Here is a 20,421-nt window from a genome sequence, read left to right on the forward strand (position 1 = left end):
GAATAATATCAGGACGCATGAACAACGGCAATCTCAGCCGGTTTCAGCTACCACAAAGGCCACCACCAAGGCCTGTTCATCACTGTAAGACAGATGCCAGCGGCTGATGCCCTGCTCACAGGCCAGCGTTTCGGCCGCTCCCGCCAGTTTCAGCAAAGGTCGGCCCAGCGCGTCATGCTGAACAGAAAAGTGTTGCCAGCTGATGCCGCGTCCTATTCCGGTTCCGAGTGCTTTTACGGCCGCTTCCTTGGCTGCAAAACGTTTCGCCAGGAATACTTCCGGGCGCACGCTCTTATTGAATGCGTCCAGCTCCTCGGGCGTGAGAATCCGAAGCGGCAGGCGTGGCGTTCTAACCAGCGCCTGCCGGATGCGATCAATCTCGACGATGTCGGTGCCGATCCCGTAGATCATGAGCGCAGGGCATCACGCCTTGATTGAACCCTTTGTTGTACCTCCATCATGCGCTGGCGCATCTCGGCCACGGCTGGCTTCAGCCCCACCATCAACGCTCGAGCGATGATGCCGTGTCCGATATTGAGTTCATTCAACTCTGGAATTTCAGCCACGGGCTCCACGTTGTGATAGTGCAGCCCGTGCCCTGCATTGATCACCAGCCCCTGCTGCCAGGCATGGCGGGCAGCGGTTTTCAAGCGCTCCAACTCTTCACTGCGCGCAACAATGGTTTGCGCATCGGCGTAGTTTCCGGTGTGCAGCTCAATGACCGGCGCACCACAACGTACGGCAGCATCAATCTGGGCCGGATCGGGGTCGATAAACAGAGAGACCTCACAGCCCGCATCGGCCAGACGCATGCACGCGGCGCGGATCTGGGACTCCTGCCCGATCACATCCAGCCCACCCTCGGTCGTCAGCTCTTCTCGTTTCTCAGGCACCAGACAGACATGGGCAGGACGTACCGCCTCGGCCAGCTGCATCATCTCTTCGGTCAAGGCCATTTCCAGGTTCATACGGGTTTGCAGGGTCTGCGCCAACAGGTGGATATCACGGTCCTGAATATGACGCCGATCTTCACGCAGGTGCACGGTAATGCCGTCAGCTCCGGCCTCCTCCGCCAGTGCAGCCGCCTGTACCGGATCAGGATAACGGGTACCACGCGCCTGACGCAGCGTGGCAATGTGATCAATATTGATGCCCAGCAGCAGGCGATCAGGCTCGGTCATCTTGTACTCCCTTGCGCTTGAGAAACAGCTCGCGACTGCGCAGAGGCCTGTCTCCCAATAGTGGTGAAAGTCGGTTCCGCATCAGGCGCTTGGCACTGCGCCGTACTGCAGGATCATCATAATGGTCTTCGGCAATGGCCTGCAGGTGTTCGGCCGGATAGGCATCCGCCCGATTACAGACGATCAACCCCCGCTCCGGATCCAGGCGATATCTCAGCCCCGGCTGAAGTGAACGAGTATCCAGCGCAAACCCCAGCTGCTCAAGCAGTTGGCGTTCAAAGGTGCGCAATGCGCCTTCAAGGTCTTGCCCCAGCCGTAACTCATTGAGTGCATAACGGAAGTAGACGAATAGCCGGGGGTGAGAGTCAAACGGGCGCAACAGACGCTGCAGCAGCTCATTCAGATACAGTCCGCACAGCAGCGCCTTACCCTGCAGCATCAGCAGGGATTCGACCGGCTCGGCCATGCGCAGGGTTTTAAGATCGGTACGCCCCTGCCAGCCAACCTGCAGCGACTGGAACGGCTGTAGCGTGGAACGCAGGCGAGAGCCCGGTTTGCGGGCACCTCGTGCAACCACGCTGACCTTGCCATGCTCCAGCGTCAGCAGATCAACCAGCAGGCTGGTTTCACGATAGGGCCGGCTGTGCAGGACATATGCGGCCGCCGCATCGACCCGCTGGCTCATCACTCATGCCTGTAACCGAGGCTCTGCAGTGCCCGTTCATTATCGGACCAGCCCCGCTTGACCTTGACCCAGAGGTTGAGCATGACTTTAGTATCAAACATTTTTTCCATATCGATACGGGCATCACGACCAATGGTCTTGATTACCGCACCGCTGTCACCGATTACGATCCGTTTCTGGCCTTCGCGTTCAACCAGAATCAGCGCACTGATATGCAGTACACGACCATCATGCTTAAACTCTTCAATCTCGACCGTGGTGCCATAGGGCACCTCTTCGCCCAGATTGCGCATCAGCTTCTCACGCACCAGTTCGGCAGCCACAAAGCGGGAGCTGCGGTCCGTAATCTGATCTTCCGGGAACAGATGCACGCCCTCAGGGATACGCGACTCGACTTCCTGTTCAAGGCGTTCGACATTGTGCCCCTTCTCAGCCGAGATCGGGATAATCACGTCAAAGTGGCGTTTGGCCGCAAGCTCTTCAAGCTGTGGCAGCAGGGCTTCCTTGTCTTTAAGCTGATCAACCTTGTTGACCGCCAGAATCACCGGGCAGTGCAAGTGCTCCAGCTTGTCGAGTACCAGTTGGTCCTCTTCGGTCCAGGCGGTACGATCAATCATGAACACAACCAGATCCACATGCCGTAGCGCCTCGGAGGCGGTACGGTTCATGAAGCGGTTGAGCGCCTTACCCTTGTCATCCTTGTGCAGCCCCGGTGTATCCACGTACACCACCTGCAGATCGTCCTCGGTCTTGATACCCAGAATCTGGTGCCGGGTCGTCTGTGGCTTACGCGAGGTAATGCTCAGTTTTTGCCCCAGAATGCGGTTCAGCAGGGTCGATTTGCCCACATTGGGACGGCCCACGATGGCCACATAACCACAACGCTGTGTTGACTCACTCATGCGCTAGCCTCCTGATCCAGTTGCGCCAGTGCGGCACGGGCCGCTTCCTGTTCTGCCTGACGGCGACTGCTGCCATGTCCCTCGGTGGGCGCATCCAGCAATGATATTTCACAACGGATATGAAAGGTTTGATCGTGGGGTTCCCCTTCCACCGACACCAGCTCGTACTGAGGCAGTTGCGAGCGACGTGACTGCAGAAACTCCTGCAATCGAGTCTTGGCATCCTTGAGGGTAATATTCAGATCCAGCTGCTCCAGATGGGGACCAAACCAGTGCAGAATGAACGCTCTGGCAGCTTCCACACCCTGATCGAGATAGACGGCTCCGATAATGGCCTCGACACTATCGGCCAAGATGGAGTCGCGCCGGAAACCACCACTTTTCAGTTCACCGGAACCCAGACGCAGGTAGTCACCGACCGCCATTTCACGGGCAATAAGGGCCAGCGTTTCACCCTTGACCACACGGGAGCGCAAACGACTCATCTGACCTTCACGGGCATCCGGGAAGCGCCTATAGAGATCATCGGCAATGACAAAGCTCAGAATCGCATCGCCGAGAAACTCCAGCCGTTCATTATTGCGTTTACCACAGCTGCGATGGGTCAGCGCCAGCTCAAACAGCTCGGGATCTTCACAGGGGTTGCCCAGTTTTCGGGCCAGTTCAGCAGCAGGTTTAATCAAGGTTTAACAGCTTCGTAGTGTTCTTCAAACTTAACCAGCGCATCGACGTTGTAGAACATCGGTACACGGACCTCATAGACCAGATCAAAATAGAGCACGCCTTCTTTCTGCGTGACTTGCAGTGAGTCCTTGTTCGGCAACGACACCTGGTTGATCAGGAATTTCTTGTCAAAATCACGACGGATTTCACGCACCGGCTTGGACAGTTCATCCGGATCCTCGCTGACCTTGGCCACAATGGAATTGATGGTGGCGTGCTCCCAGTAAGGACCAAACAGCTTGAACCCTACGGCAAAGAAGATGCCAGCCACAATTAACCCTATCAAAGTCGAGGTAAATGAGGCTCCGCGCTGAAAGTGTGTAGCTCCGTTGTTCATCTTTCCATCCTCTAGTTAATGCGACGAACATCACTGAAATCGGGCAGACTGAAAAAGCTGTCCCAATGCATCCATACAGCGGTTGCTTTTCCGACCAGCAGTTCTTCAGGCACAAAGCCCCAGTAGCGACTGTCCCTGCTGTTATCACGGTTATCACCCAGAACAAAGTAATGCCCTTCCGGCACCACCCACTGACCGTTCATGATCGGTCGATAGATATCCTGGTGAATTCGGTGCGGCTTACCCACCAGCGTCTCGCTCAGCAGCAACTGCTCAGGATTGCCCGGCGGCAGGCGTGCGATCAAACTTTGTGGCTGTGCTTCACCGTTGATAAACAACGTCTTGCCCTGATAGGTGATCACATCGCCCGGCACACCGACTACCCGTTTAATGTAGTTGATACTGGTATCTTCCGGGTAGCGGAACACGATCACATCACCATGCTGTGGATCATTATTGCTCACGAATTTCGTATTGAGCACTGGCAAACGCAGCCCGTAGTGAAACTTGTTTACCAAAATGAAGTCGCCGATCTTGAGCGTCGGCAACATGGAGCCGGAAGGAATCTGAAACGGCTCAAACAGGAAAGAGCGCAGCAGCAGCACCACCAGCAGCACCGGAAACATGGAACGAGAGGTGTCGGCCCAGCCAGGCTGACGCATCAGGCTAATCTGTTGCGCCTCCGGCAATGGCGCGCCGGCACTCTGCTCAGCCTGCGCCAGTGCCGCCCGGCGCCGGGGCGCAAACATCAGTGTATCGACCAGCCAGAGGATACCAGTCAACAATGTGACCAGTACCAGTATCAGTGAAAAGTCCAGATTCATGTCCCTGCCCTAGCCGTCAACTTTGAGTACAGCAAGGAAGGCGTCCTGAGGAATCTCAACCCGCCCGACTTGCTTCATGCGTTTCTTACCTTCTTTCTGCTTTGACAGCAGTTTCTTCTTACGGCTCACGTCACCACCATAGCACTTGGCCAGCACGTTCTTGCGCAGCGCCTTGACGGTTGTTCGCGCGATCACCTTGCCACCAATGGCGGCCTGAATCGCCACATCAAACATCTGCCGTGGAATCAACTCTTTCATCTTTTCACACAGCATTCGGCCACGGTACACCGCGTTATCCTTGTGCAGGATGACCGCCAGCGCATCCACACGCTCGCCGTTAATCATGATATCCATGCGCACCAGTTTGGCTGCTTCAAACCGCTGAAAATTGTATTCAAGCGACGCATAGCCACGACTGCAGGACTTGAGGCGATCAAAGAAGTCGAGCACCACCTCCGCCATCGGCAGTTCGTAAGTGACCTGAACCTGCTTGCCGACAAAGTGCATGTTTTTCTGCACACCTCGCTTTTCCACGCACAGACCGATCACCTGGCCCAGATGCTCGTCCGGCACCAGAATATTGGCCAGCACGATCGGCTCGCGCATTTCACGCACAGTAGAGGGGTCCGGCAGCTTGGAGGGGCTGTCGATCTGAACCACGTCACCGTTGTTCAGCTCAAGCTCGTACACTACGGTCGGGGCGGTTGTGACCAGATCAAGATCATATTCGCGCTCCAGGCGCTCCTGAATGATCTCCATGTGCAACATGCCAAGGAAGCCACAGCGGAAACCGAAGCCCAGTGCATCGGATGTCTCCGGTTCGAAGAACAGGGAGGCATCGTTCAGGGTCAGCTTGTCCAGCGCTTCACGAAAATCTTCATAGTCATCGGCACTGGTCGGGAACAGACCGGCATACACCTGCGGCTGTACCTTCTGGAAACCGGGCAAACTGGGTACATCCGGCGTTTTGAAATGCGTCAGAGTATCGCCCACGGGCGCACCATGAATATCCTTGATACCCGCAACAATAAACCCGACCTCGCCGGCACACAGCTGATCGGTTTCTTTCCGTTTAGGAGTAAAGACACCCACTGCATCCACCTGGTGCGCCTGACCGGTGGATTTGACCAGCAGCTTGTCCTTTTTGCGCAGGGTGCCGTGTATCACGCGCACCAGTGACACCACGCCCAGGTAGTTATCAAACCAGGAGTCAATAATCAGCGCCTGCAGCGGACCATCCACATCACCTTCCGGCGGAGGGATTACCCGAACCAACTCTTCCAGCACCTCCTCAACCCCCAGACCAGTCTTGGCCGAACAGGCGACAGCATGGGTAGCATCGATGCCGATCACCTCTTCGATCTCCTGCCGCACACGGTCAGGATCAGCCTGAGGCAGATCCATTTTGTTCAGTATCGGCAGCACTTCCAGACCTTGCTCGATAGCGGTGTAGCAGTTGGCCACCGACTGGGCCTCAACACCCTGCGCAGCATCCACTACCAGCAAAGCACCCTCACAGGCAGACAGCGAGCGTGACACTTCATACGAAAAGTCCACATGTCCGGGGGTGTCGATGAAGTTGAGCTGATAGGTTTTACCGTCCTTCGCGGTGTAGTCGAGGGTAACACTCTGTGCCTTGATCGTGATGCCGCGCTCACGCTCAAGATCCATGGAGTCGAGAACCTGGGCCGCCATTTCACGGTCGCTCAGACCACCACAGATCTGAATGATGCGGTCGGACAGGGTGGATTTGCCATGATCGATATGGGCGATGATCGAGAAATTACGAATATGTTCCAGTTTACTCACGATACGGTTACCCGACTCCGGTCAGAAAGTGGCTGAGATCAGTTAAAGAGGACGCAGTTTAACGCAAGAGGGGGGATCAGGTCATCGGCAAAAGCGGAAAACCCGGGGAGCGATGCGCTCCCCGGGTTCAGGGTCACTCGGTTTTAAGTGCAATAAACAGGGGACTGCCGCGTCGCACGATACGCAAGGGGACGGAGCGCCCTGCCGGCAAAGCGGATGCCACCTGCTCGAACTGCTCTACCGTTTCGATACGCTTGCCATTGAGCATGGTGATGACATCACCACGTACCAGGCCCGCCTGGAGCCCGGCCCCTTCCTGGACCTGCTGAACCATCACACCCGAACTGATGGCCCACTTGTCTTTAAGTGATGGGTCCAGCGGAGCCACTACCAGCCCCAGGCGACCCGTTTCAGCCGGCTTTTCAGCGGAACGTGATGCCTGCTGCGGTTCATCTGGCATGGTCCCGATAACCAGTTCTACCATCTCACGCTCGCCAGAACGCATCACCTCCAGGCGGGCAGTCTGACCTGGCTTGATACGGCCAACCAGTGGCGGCAGATCTGAGGACAACTCGACTGGCTTGCCATTGAGTTTGAGGATTACATCCCCTTCCTGCAGCCCTCCGGATTGTGCTGGGCTGCCCGGCAGCACCTTGGCGACCAGCGCTCCCGCCGGCTTCTTGAGCCCGAACGACTCGGCCAGATCTCGATTAACCTCCTGAATGATTACACCAAGCCAACCGCGTTGCACGAACCCTTGGTTTTTCAGCTGGTCCGCCACATCCATGGCAACGTCGATCGGTATCGCAAAGGAAAGCCCCATGAAACCGCCCGAGCGAGTATAAATCTGCGAGTTGATGCCAACGACCTCGCCATCAAGATTGAACAGCGGACCGCCGGAGTTGCCCGGGTTGATCGCCACGTCGGTCTGAATGAACGGCACGTAGGTTTCATTGGCCAATGCGCGCTCGGTGGCGCTCACGATACCCGCGGTAACACTGTGATCGAAACCGAACGGGGAACCAATGGCCAGAACCCACTCACCCACCTTGAGGTCGGCCGAACTGCCTTTCTTCACCACCGGCAAGTCGCGTGCATCGATCCGCAGCAATGCCACGTCAGTGCGCTCATCGGAGCCAATCACCTCGGCCTGCAGCTCACGCCGGTCATTCAGGCGCACCAGCACCTCTTCAGCATCCTTGATCACATGATGATTGGTCAGAATGTAACCATCACTGGAAATAATGAAGCCGGAACCCAGAGAGCGAGGAGCCTTGCGCTGCGGCCCTTCACGAAGCTGCGGCATGTCACGGAAGAAGTGCCGGAAAATTTCGGGCACATCCTCTCCTTGAGGACCATGGAATTCAAAGTGCCCGAAGGGCGTCGAAAGGGATTGTTCACTGCGACTGACCGTGCTGATATTGACCACAGCCGGCGAGGCGTCCTCGACCAGTTCTGTGAAATCAGGCAACGCGGCCGCATTCACCAGAGGGGCACAAAGCCAGGCAAGCATGAAACCAAGGCTGATCTTGATGCTTTTCACTGATTTTCACCTTTTGTCGATTACAGGATTTTCAATAGGACCGGCTGATAGCGACTGAGTTCAGCCGTTTTACGTGTGAGAAAACGTACCGCCACAAACCCGGCCAGCAGCATGAAGGCTGCAGCCAGAATCTGTACCGCCTCACTGGCACCCAGCACACTGGCGACCAGAGCGCCAGCAACCAGCATCAGCAGAGGCACAAGGTAAAGCAACAGGGAGGCACGCATAAGCCCCCCCTCCTCCAGCCCGATCAGCACCTGCTGCCCGGGCGAGAGTGCCAGATTGGCAGGATTGAGTACCTCTATCTCAACGGTACGTCCGCGAGACCACTGAGACAGCACACCCTGACTGCAGTTGGAGCGACTGCTGCACTGAGCGCAGGCACTGTTGCGGGCCGCTTCGACCCGTGCCAGCCCCTGGCCGCTCCAGGTGACGGTAGCCACTTCTTCAATCATGCTCAGCGCTCAGGTTGAACCGCACTGGCAATGCGATCCGCTATCATCAGCGGCACATCTCCAACTACAGTGACGAAATGCTCACCGCGCCGCTTGCCAACCGCAATGTAACCATCAGCCTGAGCCACCCCTTCGGGCATGCTTTGGTGGCCGATCTCTTCAACACTGACCGAAAAGGCATCACGCGCATTCGCAAATACCATTACTTCGCCATGAGGCAGAAGTTCGTGCCGCACAATGGAGTATCCCTCCGGCAACCAGCGCGTGGTCCACTGTGGCACCTTCTGAGTGCTGAGCAGGTGTTGATGCTGATCGATATAACGCTTGAGCCCGTCCGACAAACGAATCACATCCGCTGAATCATAGCGGATTGAAGGTGAGGCCGAGCGAGTACCAAGCTGAGTTCGCATCAAGTCGGCACTGGCCGTTGCCCCTGGCAGTGTATAGGTCGGTCGTGTCGCATCACCGGTTTCATTAAGCGAGCCGGCCCCCAGAATCACCACAGCAGTAACGGACGCGGCCACTGCCATGCTGGATACAGAGCGCCACCAGCGAGACACCGGTTTGAATGCTCGCTGTCCCGCTTGGCGTTCGTCCGGCTGATCCACACTGGGGTGGTACACCGGTTCTCGCTCAAGCGCAGCCATGACCCGATCACTGAGATCGACATCAATGGCCGCAACTGTTTCACGCTTCAGCGCAGATCGCACAACCTGGTAACGATGCCACTGCTGGCCCAGCTGCGGGTCCTGCCCCACCTGCTCCAGTGTACGACGCAACTCGAAGTCACTGACCTCTCCATCCAGGAGTGCCGATATGGATTCATTCGCTTCTCGCATAGACTTACCCCGAATGGCTGCAAACGGCAGTCATATGATCTCTCAGTTGTTATTGAGCAGCGGTGCGATCTCCTTGTCGATCGCCTCGCGTGCCCTGAAAATCCTTGACCGAACCGTGCCAACAGGACAATCCATGACGTTGGCAATATCTTCATAACTCATGCCTTCAAATTCGCGCAGCGTCAGCGCCACACGCAAATCTTCCGGCAGACGATCAAGCGTCTGCTTGACGACACGCTCCATCTCGTCGCGGTAAAGTGCATTTTCCGGAGTCTCCAGATCACGCAACTCATTTTCCGCCCCTAGATATTGTGCGTCGTCTACATCCACATCCACGTCCGGTGGTCGTCGATTGCGGGCAACCAAGTGATTCTTGGCCGTGTTGATCGCAATACGGTACAACCATGTATAAAACGCGCTGTCGCCACGAAAACCGGGCAACGCTCTATAAGCCTTTATAAAAGCTTCCTGGGCAACATCCAGTGCCTCGTGCTGATCGTATACATAACGTCCGATCAGTCCGATGATCTTGTGCTGGTACTGTTTGACCAGCAGGTCGAAAGCACGTTTGTCACCAGCCTGAACCCGCTTGACCAGCAACTGGTCAGCGGCTGCCTGACTCTCGTTAGACACTCGGTATCCTTAAGTCACTGTGACTGTTTTTCCTGCAGATGCGAGGAGATCATGATTCAATAAAGTATGTATGGATGACCTGATGCATTGCAACCTCATGTCTTGAGCAGGCTCGCAACTGGTATGAACCTGAATCGGGGATGAAGTTCCAACACAATTTAAATTTGCGGCAACCTTACACTTGTCTGTACAAGACCGCATAATAGTTTGCCCTACAGGTACGGAATCTGAATATGAGTACAACACAGAGCCCCCCTCGGGACTTCGATGTATTGATCATCGGCAGTGGTGCTGCAGGCCTGACGCTGGCACTGCAGTTGCCGGAGCACCTGGAGATTGCCCTGCTCAGCAAGGGCAGTTTCGAGAGCGGCTCTACCTGGCTGGCCCAGGGCGGCATCGCCGCTGTGCTGGAAGAGGGCGACAGCCTTGAAGAGCACATTCGCGATACGTTGACCGCCGGTGCCGATCTTAGCCGCCCAGATGCAGTTGCTCGGATGGTGGAAGAAGGCCCGGAAAGCATCCGCTGGCTGATCGATCAGGGGGTGCCTTTCACCCGCGAGGGCGACCACTACCATCTCACCAAGGAAGGGGGTCACTCCCATCGTCGCATTATCCACGCCACCGACGCCACCGGTCGCGCCGTCCATGAAACCTTGCTGGCACGGGCGCAGAAGGCGGCCAACATCACCCTGCTGGACCGCCACGTTGCGATTGATCTGATTACGCGGCGCAAACTGAAGCTGCCGCACAACCGCTGTATCGGAGCCTATGTACTGGATATCCGCAGCGGACATATCCGCGCCTTTCGGGCGCCACAGGTGGTACTGGCAACCGGCGGAGCCGCCAAGGCCTATCTCTATACCAGCAACAGTGACGGCTCTACCGGCGATGGCATCGCCATGGCCTGGCGTGCAGGCTGCCGCATCGCCAATATGGAGTTCAACCAGTTTCACCCCACCTGCCTGTATCACCCCCAGGCCAAGTCGTTTCTGATCAGCGAAGCGGTGCGTGGCGAAGGCGGTAAACTGCTGCTGCCGGACGGTTCTCGTTTCATGCACCATTTTGATGAGCGTGCCGAACTGGCACCCCGCGACATTGTGGCCCGCGCCATCGACCACGAAATGAAGCGCCTTGGCTGCGATTGTGTTTATCTGGATATCAGCCACCGGCCAGCCGACTTCATTCGCGAACATTTCCCCACCATCCACCAACGTTGCCTGGAACTGGGGATCGATATCACCCGTGATCCGATTCCGGTGGTGCCGGCGGCCCACTATACCTGCGGCGGTATCGTCACGGGAGCAGATGGCAAGACCGATCTGGCAGGACTCTACGCCATCGGCGAAACCGCTTTCACGGGCCTGCACGGTGCCAACCGACTGGCATCCAACTCACTGCTGGAATGCATAGTCTCTGGTCGAGCGGCTGCACGCGCAATTTCACAGGATACAACAACAGCCCAGGCAGAGCGCCCCGAGATTCCGGGTTGGGATGAGTCACTGGTCACCGATTCGGATGAGGATGTCATCATCTCGCACAACTGGGATGAGCTGCGCCGTTTCATGTGGGATTATGTAGGCATCGTACGAACAAACAAACGCCTGGCAAGAGCACAGCACCGGATCGAGCTGCTGCTGCAGGAGATCAGCGAGTACTACAGCAACTACCGAGTCAGCTCGGATCTGATTGAACTGCGCAACCTGGCCACTGTTGCCGAGCTGATCATCCGCAGCGCCATCAGCCGCAAGGAGAGTCGAGGTCTGCACTATACACTGGACTACCCTGCACCCGCAGCAGAGCGCAGTGACACTGTACTCGCTCCGGCTAACTTTCAGTGGCCTGATGCGACCCGAGTGGAGGCGCCCATCTGAGCACGACATGCAGACGCCGCACATCCGTGCGGCTGACCTGCTCCGGTGTGATGATCAGCCAGGTTGGCCGCGCCCGATCCGCACGTTGCAACTTGAGCACCTGAATCAGCCCCGGCACAGAGCAGCTGAAGTAAAGCCGTTCCACCTGGCACCAGCCACCTGATAGAGTCAAAAGCTGCATGGAACCCAGATCTGGCTCCCAGATAAGCTGATCTACCGCATCGACCGCATGCGGATACAGCAATGGCCAACACAACAGTGGCATGACAACCAACAGTATCAGCATGGACAGAAGCCGCAGGCCCAAATCCGGCAACATCAGCCATACCGCCGACTCTGCTGCACCTAACAGGACCAGACAGAGCACGCGCAGCCTGATACCCTGCTTCAGCTGTAATTCAAGCCGGCTGAACCCGTTCAAGCATGATCCTTATGATACGTTTCAAGTCCTCATCCTGAGGCTCCTCTCGCTGCATGAACCAGACAAACAGATCCTGGTCCTCGCAATCCAGCAGCTTGACAAAACGCTGCTGATCTTCAAACGCCAGATCTCTGAACGCCTCCTGCATGAATGGTACAAACAGCACATCCAACTCCAGCATTCCCCGGCGGCATTGCCAGGTCAACCGGCGTACATCATCTTCTGTAAACATTGATCCACCAACCCTGTCGGCATGTAACATGCCGCTATTAAACATCGAAACGCGTTGCAGCTCCACTTGCGGTGCGAAACAGGTACTCATTCCGGTATACTGACGCTTTTTCACCAGCCACCGGATAACCCCATGACTGAACGCCTGACAATTACCCGTCCCGATGACTGGCACCTGCATCTGCGTGATGGTGAGGTGCTGCAGCATGTTGTGCCCGCCACCGCTCATCAGATGGGACGTGCCATTGTAATGCCCAATCTGCGTCCACCGGTAACCGATGCTGCGCAGGCACTGGCATACCGTGAACGCATTCTGGCTCAGGCCCCCGAGGGCAGCGGCTTCAATCCCTTGATGACCCTGTATCTGACTGACAACACAAGCCCGGAAATGATTGCCGAGGCCAAGGCCAGCAGACGAGTTGCCGCAGTCAAGCTCTACCCTGCCGGTGCCACAACCAACTCGGATTCAGGCGTGACAGATCTGGGCAAGCTGGACGATATCTGCGCTGCGCTGGCCGAAGCCGGCATGCCATTGCTGGTACATGGCGAAGTCACCCACAACCATGTGGATATCTTCGACCGTGAAAAGCAGTTTCTGGACGAGATCCTGACACCTTTGGCAGGTCGCCATCCGGCCATGAAACTGGTGGTTGAACATATCACCACCCGTGACGCTGCAGAATTTGTGAACGCCCACGGCGATAACGTGGGTGCGACCATTACCGTTCAACACTTGGCCTATAACCGCAACCATATGCTGGTAGGCGGTATCCGCCCTCACCTGTTTTGTCTGCCGATCCTTAAGCGCAACGTGCACCAACAGGCCCTTCAGGACGCGGTTGTCAGCGGCAGCCACAAGTTTTTCCTCGGCACCGACTCGGCACCTCACGCCAGGGGCGCCAAGGAAAACGCCTGCGGCTGCGCCGGCTGCTACAGCGCCTATGCAGCCATTGAGCTCTATGCCGAAATATTCGAAGACCTGGGCGTACTCAACAAGCTCGAAGGGTTTGCCAGCCACTACGGGGCAGACTTCTACGGTTTGCCACGCAACACTGACAGCATCACACTTGTGAAACAGCCATGGCAGGCCCCCGCCGAGATGCCGTTCGGCCAGGAGACCATCGTGCCACTGCGCGCCGGCGAAACCCTGCGCTGGAAACTGGAACGTTAAGTTTCAAACCCGAACAATCAGAGGGCGAAAGGTGCTTCCTTCAGCTGCTCGGAGCGCATGAAAAACAGGGTAACCACTCCAAGTTGAACACCCCACTTGTTCACACCGGCCCGGTTAACGAGCACGTTACCGGGCTGCAGATACATCCAGTCATCGAAACTGACCTTCCAGCTGCCATCACCCACTTTCAGCTCCATCCGATAGCGCCAGTTGAGGCGATTGCCCTCACTGTAGCCCTGAGCCGTCCCGATAATATCCCCTGCACGGCCTTCGTACTCACCCTCGCCTTTGGGCACAATGGTCCAGACTCGGGTGTCGCGCTCACCATCGCTGTACAGAAACTTCTCGTCCAGCACCAGCCGCTGCCCATTCCAGTCACCATCAATCTCTACCTGAAACTGGCGTCTCAGGTTGCCAAAACGGTCTTCAAAAATGCCCCAAGCGTACACCTTGCCATCGAAGAACTCTTCGATCTTGAGGGTAGGTCCCTGCTGGCTTAATCGGTCAGTATTCATGGGTGAACATCCGGTTATCAAAACAGTGGTCAACACGAGCAGAAAAGCGAATATCCGCATGGCGGTCTCCTTTGTGTCGCACTCCGATACGACATGTACTGGATTACGTGCAGTAATGATGTACAGATCATTTCGGCAATGACAGCTGAATGCGCTGCATCAGTCGGGCATGCAGTCGTGTTCTCAGCGGGTAGTGTCGCAATCGCCAGATAGCTATCAATTTCATCACACAGGGAATGCCGGCATACAAAATCGCCAACAGCTCATCCGAGTATTCGGGTACAAATCCATCAGCCAGATTGAGCAGACCAAACCCGATCAGGGCGGCCAGTGCCAATGCCAGTTTGTTGGCGCCGTTCCAGCACGCAAACAGCAGCCCTCTGCGCTGACGCCGATACCGGAAACGGTCCCAGTCACAGACCTCGGCCTGTAGCGCATGGGGCAGCGCCAAATCGGCTCCCAGCGCCAGTCCTGTCAGGACACAAACCAGCATGAACCAGTACAGATCGCCGGCACCCAGCCAGCTTGCAGGCAGGAAGGCACAGATGGCAAACAGCATGGCACCGCGCCACAGGTCGGCCTTGTCGAACAAGCGACTGAGACCCAGCCACAGTGGCAACGACAGCACCGCTGCACCGAAATACACCAGAATCAGCAAGCCTCGGTCAGCCTCACTGCCCGCCAGAGTGCGCGTAACATAGAGCGGAAACAGAACCGCCGGCACCCCGTTGGCAATACCATTCCAGAACCAGCTTTGCAGAAGTATTCGAGCGGGACGGTTGCGCCAGAGGCTTTTCCAGTCGGCACCGGAGCAGTTCGACATCTCCTGCGCCGGCAATTCTAGACAATGCAAAAGACGCCACAGCGCCCAGGCACCGGGCAAGAGCGTAAAGCCGGCAATCAACCAAAGGACTTGTTGTGTGCTGAGCGCAAGCATTAAACCGGCCGCCGGCAGAACCGCCGACAGCAACAGACCGATCAAACCAAAGCCCTCACGCAGGCTGGCAGCGCGAGCCCGCTGATACGATTCGGGGCTAAGAGCCGCCAGCCAGCTCAAGTAAGGCACCTGCACCAGAGTCCAGCCCAGATAGAGCAGTGTTGATCCCAGCAGCAGAGAAAGCGCTGCATGGCCTGCAGGCGGCAGCACAAGCAGCGCCAGCCCCGGCAGACACAGAACCGCTCCAGCCAGTATGAACTGTCGATAGCGCACCGGGCTACCTCGATCCAGCCAATAGCCGATCAGCGGGTCAGAGATCAGATCGCTGACCCGGGCCAGCATCAGAATGAGCCCGACCAGCCAAAGCGCCAGACCGCCCTGCTCCACATACCAGGTTGGCAACAGAACATAGAGACCGACCGTTGGAACCGCCAGCGGCAGTGCCGGCAGGGCATAGTTGAACAGCTGTTGGCGACCAAGCCTGACGGCTTTCATCTCAGTGACTCAGCTGATAGAGGCCCACATCGATGCTGCCGTGGCGAAAGCCTGCCTCGCAGTAGGCCAGATAGTAGACCCACATGCGACGGAAGCGCTCATCAAACCCCTGCGCCTGAACCCTGGGCCACTGTTCAATAAAGCTGTGGTGCCACTCCCGCAGGGTACGAGCGTAGCCCAGCGCAAAGGTATGTTCATGCTGCAGCTGCAACCCCCCGGCGGCAATCTCGGCTCGCAACCGTCCAGGGCCTGGCAACATGCCTCCTGGGAAGATATAGGTTTGAATAAACTCGGCACTGTTGCGATAGCGCTCAAAGCGCTGATCTTCAATACTGATGATCTGCAGTACTGCCCGACCACCGGGTCTGAGGCAACGCTTGAGCTGGTTGAAGTAGACCGGCCAGTGCTCTTCACCCACCGCCTCGAACATTTCGATCGAGACAATATGATCGTAGGTTTCATCCACATCGCGATAATCGGTCAGGGTAAAGCGGCACTGCTCATTCAGCCCGGCCTTCTCGATCCGCTCACGGGCATAGATCAGCTGCTCGGTGGACAGGGTAATCCCGTGCACTTCGGCGCCGTATTCTTGCGCCGCCAATTCGGCAAAACCACCCCAGCCGCAACCGATCTCAAGCACCCGCTGTCCGGGTTGCAGCTCTAGCATCTCAGCGATGCGCCGATATTTTGCAAGCTGTGCCCGGTACAGTGCTTCCTGCCCCTGCGCATCCACATCTTCATACAGGGCTGCGGAATAGGTCATGCTGCGATCCAGCCAAAGCCGATAGAAGTCGTTGCCCAGGTCATAGTGATAGGCAATATTGCGTCGACTGCCCTTGCGGGTATTGGCACGGCGCAGATGACGCAGGCGGTTGAACATGCGCAGCAACGGATTGCCTCGAATCAGGTTCTGCATCGCACTTTCATTACCCAGCGCCCAGCGCAGCAGCGACTCAAGATCCGGGCTGTCCCAGTCACCCTCCATGTACCCCTCGGCCCAGCCTATAGCGCCACCACGCAGTAGGCGTCGCAGGGCACGGTAATGATGCAGGCGGATTTCTGCACGCGGCTCACCTTCTCGGGCCTGACCAAACTGCAGCAGCTGACCCGACGGCAACTGTAGATCCAGAGTGCCGAACTCGATCCGAGGCAGATGATCCAGCAGGGTCTGCAGGCACCAGCGATTCAACCAACCGGTACGAGAGAGGGAATCCTGTGTACTGAGACTGGGTGTAGGTGAATGTTTCATCAGTGGTGTTCCCCTGTCTGACTGACCAGTGTGGTGCGATGTGCCGGCGGTGTCGGGCGCGGCTGCAAAGGAACCTTCTTTCGCCAGATCAGCAGCGCCTCCCAGTGAATGCCGGCAATCACCTTAAGCGTCATCAACGGGTGGCTGAAAAAGGTTCTCAGCAGAGCCTGATCACTCAGTTCGCGGCGCTGCCCGGTGAAGGTCGCGTGCAGTACGGCACTCTCGCTGTCGGTTTGACGTATGCATACCGCAATCCGGCTGCCGGGCGGCTGCATGCGAAAGTGATAGCGGGTTGCCATACTGATGAACGGAGACACGTAGAAATCCTTGTCACAGGACTGACGAATCTGATCCGACGCCGCATGGTCTACCGGGATCAGGTAATTGTGTTTCTGATTGAACGTGTTGCTCACCTCGTACAGGATCGCACGCAACTGGCCGGACTCGTCATGGCAGTAGAACACGCTCAAGGGATTGAACACATAGCCCAGCAGTCGCGGGTAGCACAGCAGACGAATCGAGCCTTGACCGATATTGATGCCACTTGCACTCAGAATGGACCTGACCTGCTCAACCAGCGGTTGATCACTGCCATCACCGTGATCACGATCATGGAATGAGAACAGGTTGAAACGGTTACGGGAAAACCACTTGAGTGTGCGGCCAAGCTGATCCAGTTCATCCAGATCGATCAACATTGAGGTAACACGGTAGATGAAGCGATGCTTCTTCGGCTTCATCCGGTGGTGCATCACCTGGCCGGCGTAGAGGCAGGACTGTGTCATGCCACGGCTCCATGCAACCAGACAACGCGTGGCTTTTCGGGCGCCTGCACATGAATGCGGCTGTTGGGATCATCCAGCGTCCAGGGGCGTTTTGTGCCACCGAGCTGCTCAGCTACAGCCAAACCGGACTGCAACCCATCCTCATGAAAGCCATAACCAAAGTAGGCGCCGCAAAACCAGGTGTTCTGCTTGCCCTGCAGTGACCACAACTCCTTCTGAGCTGCAATCGAATCCAAATTGAACACAGGATGGTCATACAGAAAACTGCGCAAAATCTTCCCTTCGGCGGGCTCTGCAACCGGATTCAGGGTCACGAACACTGGATGCTGTTGCGGCAGGTGCTGCAGGCGATTCATCCAGTAGGTGACCGATATTGCCCTTGGCAAACTGTCAGGACTGTGACTGTCGGTAAGATAGTTCCAGCTGGCCCAGGCGGCCTCGCGCCGGGGCATCAGCGCGGCATCGGTATGCAGCAGTGCACGGTTGCGCTGGTAGGGAAAGCAACTCAACAGGCGTTTCTCATCCGGGCTGGGATCAGCCAGCAGCGCCAGTGCCTGATCGGCATGGCAGGCGAGCACTACATGATCAAAGGATTCACTCTCGCCATGCATGAATTCGACCACCGCCTGACCTCCACGGCGATGAATGCGGTGAATGCGGCTATTCAGGCGCACTCCACCCTTGAGTTCATCACAGACCCGCTGTACATACTCGCGACTTCCCCCGGCTACCGTACGCCACTGGGGTCGATCCTTGAGCTGTACCAGACCGTGATTCTGACAGAAACGAAGAAAGGTAACCGCAGGGTAGTCCAGCATCTGATCGGCAGGGGTAGACCAGATCGCCGCGCCCATGGGAATCAGGTGTTGATAAATAAAGGCTCGACCGTAGCCGCGGCTGTTCAACATTTCGCCAAGAGTCTGTGGCTGCACCTCCGGATCATCAATCAAGTCCGAAGCTTCGCGATAGAAACGCATGAGATCGGCCAGCATTTTCCAGTAACCGGGACGCAACAGATTGCGTTTCTGTGCGAACACCCCTGCCAGCCCGCAGCCACTGTACTCCAGCGCACCCGAGTTGATTGACACGCCAAATGACATGTCAGTTTTCATGCTGGGTACACCGAGAGTACGAAAAAACTCGACCAGGTTGGGGTAGTTGACTGGGTTATATACGATAAAGCCAGTATCGACCGCCAGGTCCCCTTCCTCAGTCGCGACAGTGACGGTATTGGAGTGACCACCGGGGCGATCATCTTTCTCGAACAGAGTGACATCATGCTGCCGGTTGAGCAGCCAAGCCGCGGACAGCCCGGAGATCCCTGAGCCAATGACGGCAATCTTCAACGGTCTGATCACTTTAACGTTCATGCGTGGGGCCTTTTCAAAAATATGCATCTACTGCCTCTTACGCGTCCCTGATATGGCTGGATCATCGACATTGTGAAGCCAATACTGTATCAACAACAGAAATATCAGTATCCAGCCTGATCCACCCACGGCCACTCATGCGTATGGAGAGCAAATGCAGATAGACCAGCCTGAAGGAGGCGATGTGAACGCTGCCGCTGTTGATTCTGCCGCTCTCAGAGCGCGCGACTCAGAGGAAAGGAGAAAGCAAGTGCGTGACGACTGGAGTGCCTGTCTGACCGCACTGGCCGAAAGTCGAGACAAGTCTGAATTTGCTCGCTTGTTCTCTCACTTCGCCCCTCGGGTCAAATCCTACATCTTGCGTTTGGGGATGCCTGAAGCCAGTGCTGAAGAGATCACCCAGGAAGCAATGCTGCTGGTCTGGCGCAAGGCGCACCTGTTCAATCGAGCCAAGGCCAGTGCCAGTACCTGGATATTCACCCTGGCGCGAAACCAAAGCATCGACCGGATGCGGCGCGACAAAATGCCATTGTACGAGCTGCCTGAAGAAGAACCGGATCCTGATGAGCGTGATATGAACGAGCACGGGGTACTGGAAGATCGCATGCGGGCTGCAATCGAAACGCTGCCCGAAAATCAGGCTCAGGTGCTGCATTTATCCTATTACGAGGGCAAGAGCCATTCCGAGATCGCTGACCAGCTGGGTATACCGCTGGGCAGTGTAAAGTCACGATTGAGACTCGCATTCAGTAAGCTCAAGGCCCACTGGGGGGAAGAAGAGTGAAAATCAGCCATCATTTTGACGACGCAACCCTGATGGCGTACTCCGCTGGTACCTTGCCACAGGGCATGGCACTTCTGGTTGCCTGTCATCTGCACTGGTGCCCGCACTGTCGTGAACGGATGCACGCCACCGATGCGGTTGGCGGAGCACTGCTGGAACAACTGCCACCAAGCCACCTGCAAACTGATGCCTTTGAGCAGCTGCTGGCACGGCTTGATGAACCGGAACACGAACTCTGCACTTCGGTGCCGGAAGCCTACGCCAACCCGGAGCTGCCGGCACCTTTGGCACAACTGCTCGACAAGCCGCTGGATGAGTTGCCCTGGAAACGGATCGGATACGGTGTAAAGCAGCTGGACCTGCACCTGGATGGTCCCGGTGCCGCACGCCTGCTGCGTATTTCACCAGGGGTTTCGGTACCGCACCACACTCACGGCGGCAATGAACTGACGCTGATCCTGAAAGGCTCCTATAATGATGAGCTGGGGCGTTTCTGTCAGGGTGATGTGGCCGACCTTGATGGTGAAGTGAGCCACCAGCCACTGGTCGATACCGATGAAGAGTGTATCTGCCTGATCGCCACCGATGCCCCGCTCAAGTTCAGCGGACTGGTTGGGCGGCTGGTACAGCCCTTTATCGGTCTGTAAACAAACTTGGAGTG

23 protein-coding genes are annotated in these 20,421 nt (G+C 56.8%); 4 read left to right on the plus strand and 19 right to left on the minus strand.

Annotation, left to right across the window (positions count from 1 at the left end):
- Positions 1-33 precede the first annotated feature (33 nt).
- The 12 genes from ACAM29_RS09745 to rpoE form a co-directional block, all read right to left on the minus strand.
- On the minus strand, positions 34-411 hold the full coding sequence (locus ACAM29_RS09745; protein WP_091825271.1) for a holo-ACP synthase: 378 nt from the start codon (positions 409-411) through the stop codon (positions 34-36).
- Complete coding sequence (gene pdxJ / locus ACAM29_RS09750) at positions 408-1,181, minus strand: pyridoxine 5'-phosphate synthase (protein WP_369623997.1); 774 nt, start codon at positions 1,179-1,181, stop codon at positions 408-410. The genes ACAM29_RS09745 and pdxJ overlap by 4 nt, the downstream gene beginning before the upstream one ends.
- A complete protein-coding gene (gene recO, locus ACAM29_RS09755) occupies positions 1,168-1,866 on the minus strand; it encodes a DNA repair protein RecO (protein WP_369623998.1) in 699 nt (232 codons plus the stop codon). The genes pdxJ and recO overlap by 14 nt, the downstream gene beginning before the upstream one ends.
- The gene (gene era / locus ACAM29_RS09760; protein ID WP_206840286.1) at positions 1,866-2,768 is read right to left on the minus strand and encodes a GTPase Era; all 903 of its coding nucleotides are present in this window, start codon (positions 2,766-2,768) and stop codon (positions 1,866-1,868) included. The genes recO and era overlap by 1 nt, the downstream gene beginning before the upstream one ends.
- Positions 2,765-3,451 (minus strand): ribonuclease III, encoded by a 687-nt coding sequence (rnc, locus tag ACAM29_RS09765; RefSeq protein WP_206840284.1) that lies wholly within the window; start codon positions 3,449-3,451, stop codon positions 2,765-2,767. The genes era and rnc overlap by 4 nt, the downstream gene beginning before the upstream one ends.
- Positions 3,448-3,828, minus strand: a complete 381-nt coding sequence (locus tag ACAM29_RS09770; protein WP_091825257.1) for a DUF4845 domain-containing protein — start codon at positions 3,826-3,828, stop codon at positions 3,448-3,450. The genes rnc and ACAM29_RS09770 overlap by 4 nt, the downstream gene beginning before the upstream one ends.
- 11 nt (positions 3,829-3,839) lie before the next feature.
- The gene (gene lepB / locus ACAM29_RS09775; protein WP_206840282.1) at positions 3,840-4,652 is read right to left on the minus strand and encodes a signal peptidase I; all 813 of its coding nucleotides are present in this window, start codon (positions 4,650-4,652) and stop codon (positions 3,840-3,842) included.
- Positions 4,653-4,661: 9 nt separating this feature from the next.
- Positions 4,662-6,461, minus strand: coding sequence for a translation elongation factor 4 (lepA, locus tag ACAM29_RS09780; RefSeq protein ID WP_369623999.1), 1,800 nt, complete (start codon positions 6,459-6,461; stop codon positions 4,662-4,664).
- A gap of 133 nt (positions 6,462-6,594) precedes the next feature.
- Complete coding sequence (locus ACAM29_RS09785) at positions 6,595-7,974, minus strand: DegQ family serine endoprotease (protein WP_206841952.1); 1,380 nt, start codon at positions 7,972-7,974, stop codon at positions 6,595-6,597.
- A 50-nt stretch (positions 7,975-8,024) separates the two neighbouring features.
- Positions 8,025-8,459, minus strand: a complete 435-nt coding sequence (locus ACAM29_RS09790) for a SoxR reducing system RseC family protein (protein WP_206840278.1) — start codon at positions 8,457-8,459, stop codon at positions 8,025-8,027.
- A gap of 2 nt (positions 8,460-8,461) precedes the next feature.
- Entirely contained in the window at positions 8,462-9,298 is an 837-nt protein-coding gene (locus tag ACAM29_RS09795) for a MucB/RseB C-terminal domain-containing protein (protein ID WP_369624000.1), read from the minus strand.
- Positions 9,299-9,340: 42 nt separating this feature from the next.
- Positions 9,341-9,931, minus strand: a complete 591-nt coding sequence (gene rpoE, locus ACAM29_RS09800) for an RNA polymerase sigma factor RpoE (RefSeq protein ID WP_091825243.1) — start codon at positions 9,929-9,931, stop codon at positions 9,341-9,343.
- Positions 9,932-10,164: 233 nt separating this feature from the next.
- On the opposite strand from rpoE, the gene nadB reads away from it, so the two are divergent.
- Positions 10,165-11,802, plus strand: a complete 1,638-nt coding sequence (gene nadB / locus ACAM29_RS09805; RefSeq protein WP_369624001.1) for an L-aspartate oxidase — start codon at positions 10,165-10,167, stop codon at positions 11,800-11,802.
- Here the strand turns inward: nadB and ACAM29_RS09810 are convergent.
- A complete protein-coding gene (locus ACAM29_RS09810; protein WP_369624002.1) occupies positions 11,756-12,223 on the minus strand; it encodes a hypothetical protein in 468 nt (155 codons plus the stop codon). The two genes, nadB and ACAM29_RS09810, sit on opposite strands and share 47 nt — an antisense overlap.
- The gene (locus tag ACAM29_RS09815; protein WP_091825235.1) at positions 12,201-12,455 is read right to left on the minus strand and encodes a succinate dehydrogenase assembly factor 2; all 255 of its coding nucleotides are present in this window, start codon (positions 12,453-12,455) and stop codon (positions 12,201-12,203) included. The genes ACAM29_RS09810 and ACAM29_RS09815 overlap by 23 nt, the downstream gene beginning before the upstream one ends.
- 132 nt (positions 12,456-12,587) lie before the next feature.
- Here ACAM29_RS09815 and pyrC point away from each other — a divergent pair, with 132 nt between their 5' ends.
- Complete coding sequence (gene pyrC / locus ACAM29_RS09820) at positions 12,588-13,625, plus strand: dihydroorotase (protein ID WP_369624003.1); 1,038 nt, start codon at positions 12,588-12,590, stop codon at positions 13,623-13,625.
- Positions 13,626-13,642: 17 nt separating this feature from the next.
- Here pyrC and ACAM29_RS09825 read toward each other — a convergent pair whose 3' ends face one another.
- The 5 genes from ACAM29_RS09825 to ACAM29_RS09845 form a co-directional block, all read right to left on the minus strand.
- Positions 13,643-14,200: a DUF3833 domain-containing protein gene (locus ACAM29_RS09825; RefSeq protein WP_091825231.1), complete on the minus strand. Its 558-nt coding sequence runs from the start codon at positions 14,198-14,200 to the stop codon at positions 13,643-13,645.
- A gap of 67 nt (positions 14,201-14,267) precedes the next feature.
- A complete protein-coding gene (locus ACAM29_RS09830; protein ID WP_369624004.1) occupies positions 14,268-15,572 on the minus strand; it encodes an MFS transporter in 1,305 nt (434 codons plus the stop codon).
- A 1-nt stretch (position 15,573) separates the two neighbouring features.
- The gene (locus ACAM29_RS09835; protein WP_369624005.1) at positions 15,574-16,821 is read right to left on the minus strand and encodes a class I SAM-dependent methyltransferase; all 1,248 of its coding nucleotides are present in this window, start codon (positions 16,819-16,821) and stop codon (positions 15,574-15,576) included.
- Positions 16,821-17,606 carry a DUF1365 domain-containing protein gene (locus ACAM29_RS09840; protein ID WP_091825223.1) on the minus strand — a complete coding sequence of 262 codons (786 nt, stop codon included), beginning with the start codon at positions 17,604-17,606 and terminating at the stop codon, positions 16,821-16,823. Before ACAM29_RS09840 ends, ACAM29_RS09835 begins: the two co-directional genes overlap by 1 nt.
- On the minus strand, positions 17,603-19,003 hold the full coding sequence (locus ACAM29_RS09845; protein WP_369624006.1) for an NAD(P)/FAD-dependent oxidoreductase: 1,401 nt from the start codon (positions 19,001-19,003) through the stop codon (positions 17,603-17,605). Before ACAM29_RS09845 ends, ACAM29_RS09840 begins: the two co-directional genes overlap by 4 nt.
- Positions 19,004-19,130: 127 nt before the next feature.
- Between ACAM29_RS09845 and ACAM29_RS09850 the strand changes: the two genes are divergently transcribed.
- Positions 19,131-19,760: a sigma-70 family RNA polymerase sigma factor gene (locus tag ACAM29_RS09850; protein ID WP_206840233.1), complete on the plus strand. Its 630-nt coding sequence runs from the start codon at positions 19,131-19,133 to the stop codon at positions 19,758-19,760.
- Positions 19,757-20,407 (plus strand): ChrR family anti-sigma-E factor, encoded by a 651-nt coding sequence (locus ACAM29_RS09855; protein ID WP_369624007.1) that lies wholly within the window; start codon positions 19,757-19,759, stop codon positions 20,405-20,407. The genes ACAM29_RS09850 and ACAM29_RS09855 overlap by 4 nt, the downstream gene beginning before the upstream one ends.
- The last annotated feature ends 14 nt before the right edge of the window (positions 20,408-20,421 follow it).

Origin of the sequence: Marinobacterium sp. BA1 (genome assembly GCF_041155135.1) — a bacterium.
GTDB lineage: Bacteria > Pseudomonadota > Gammaproteobacteria > Pseudomonadales > Balneatricaceae > Marinobacterium > Marinobacterium iners.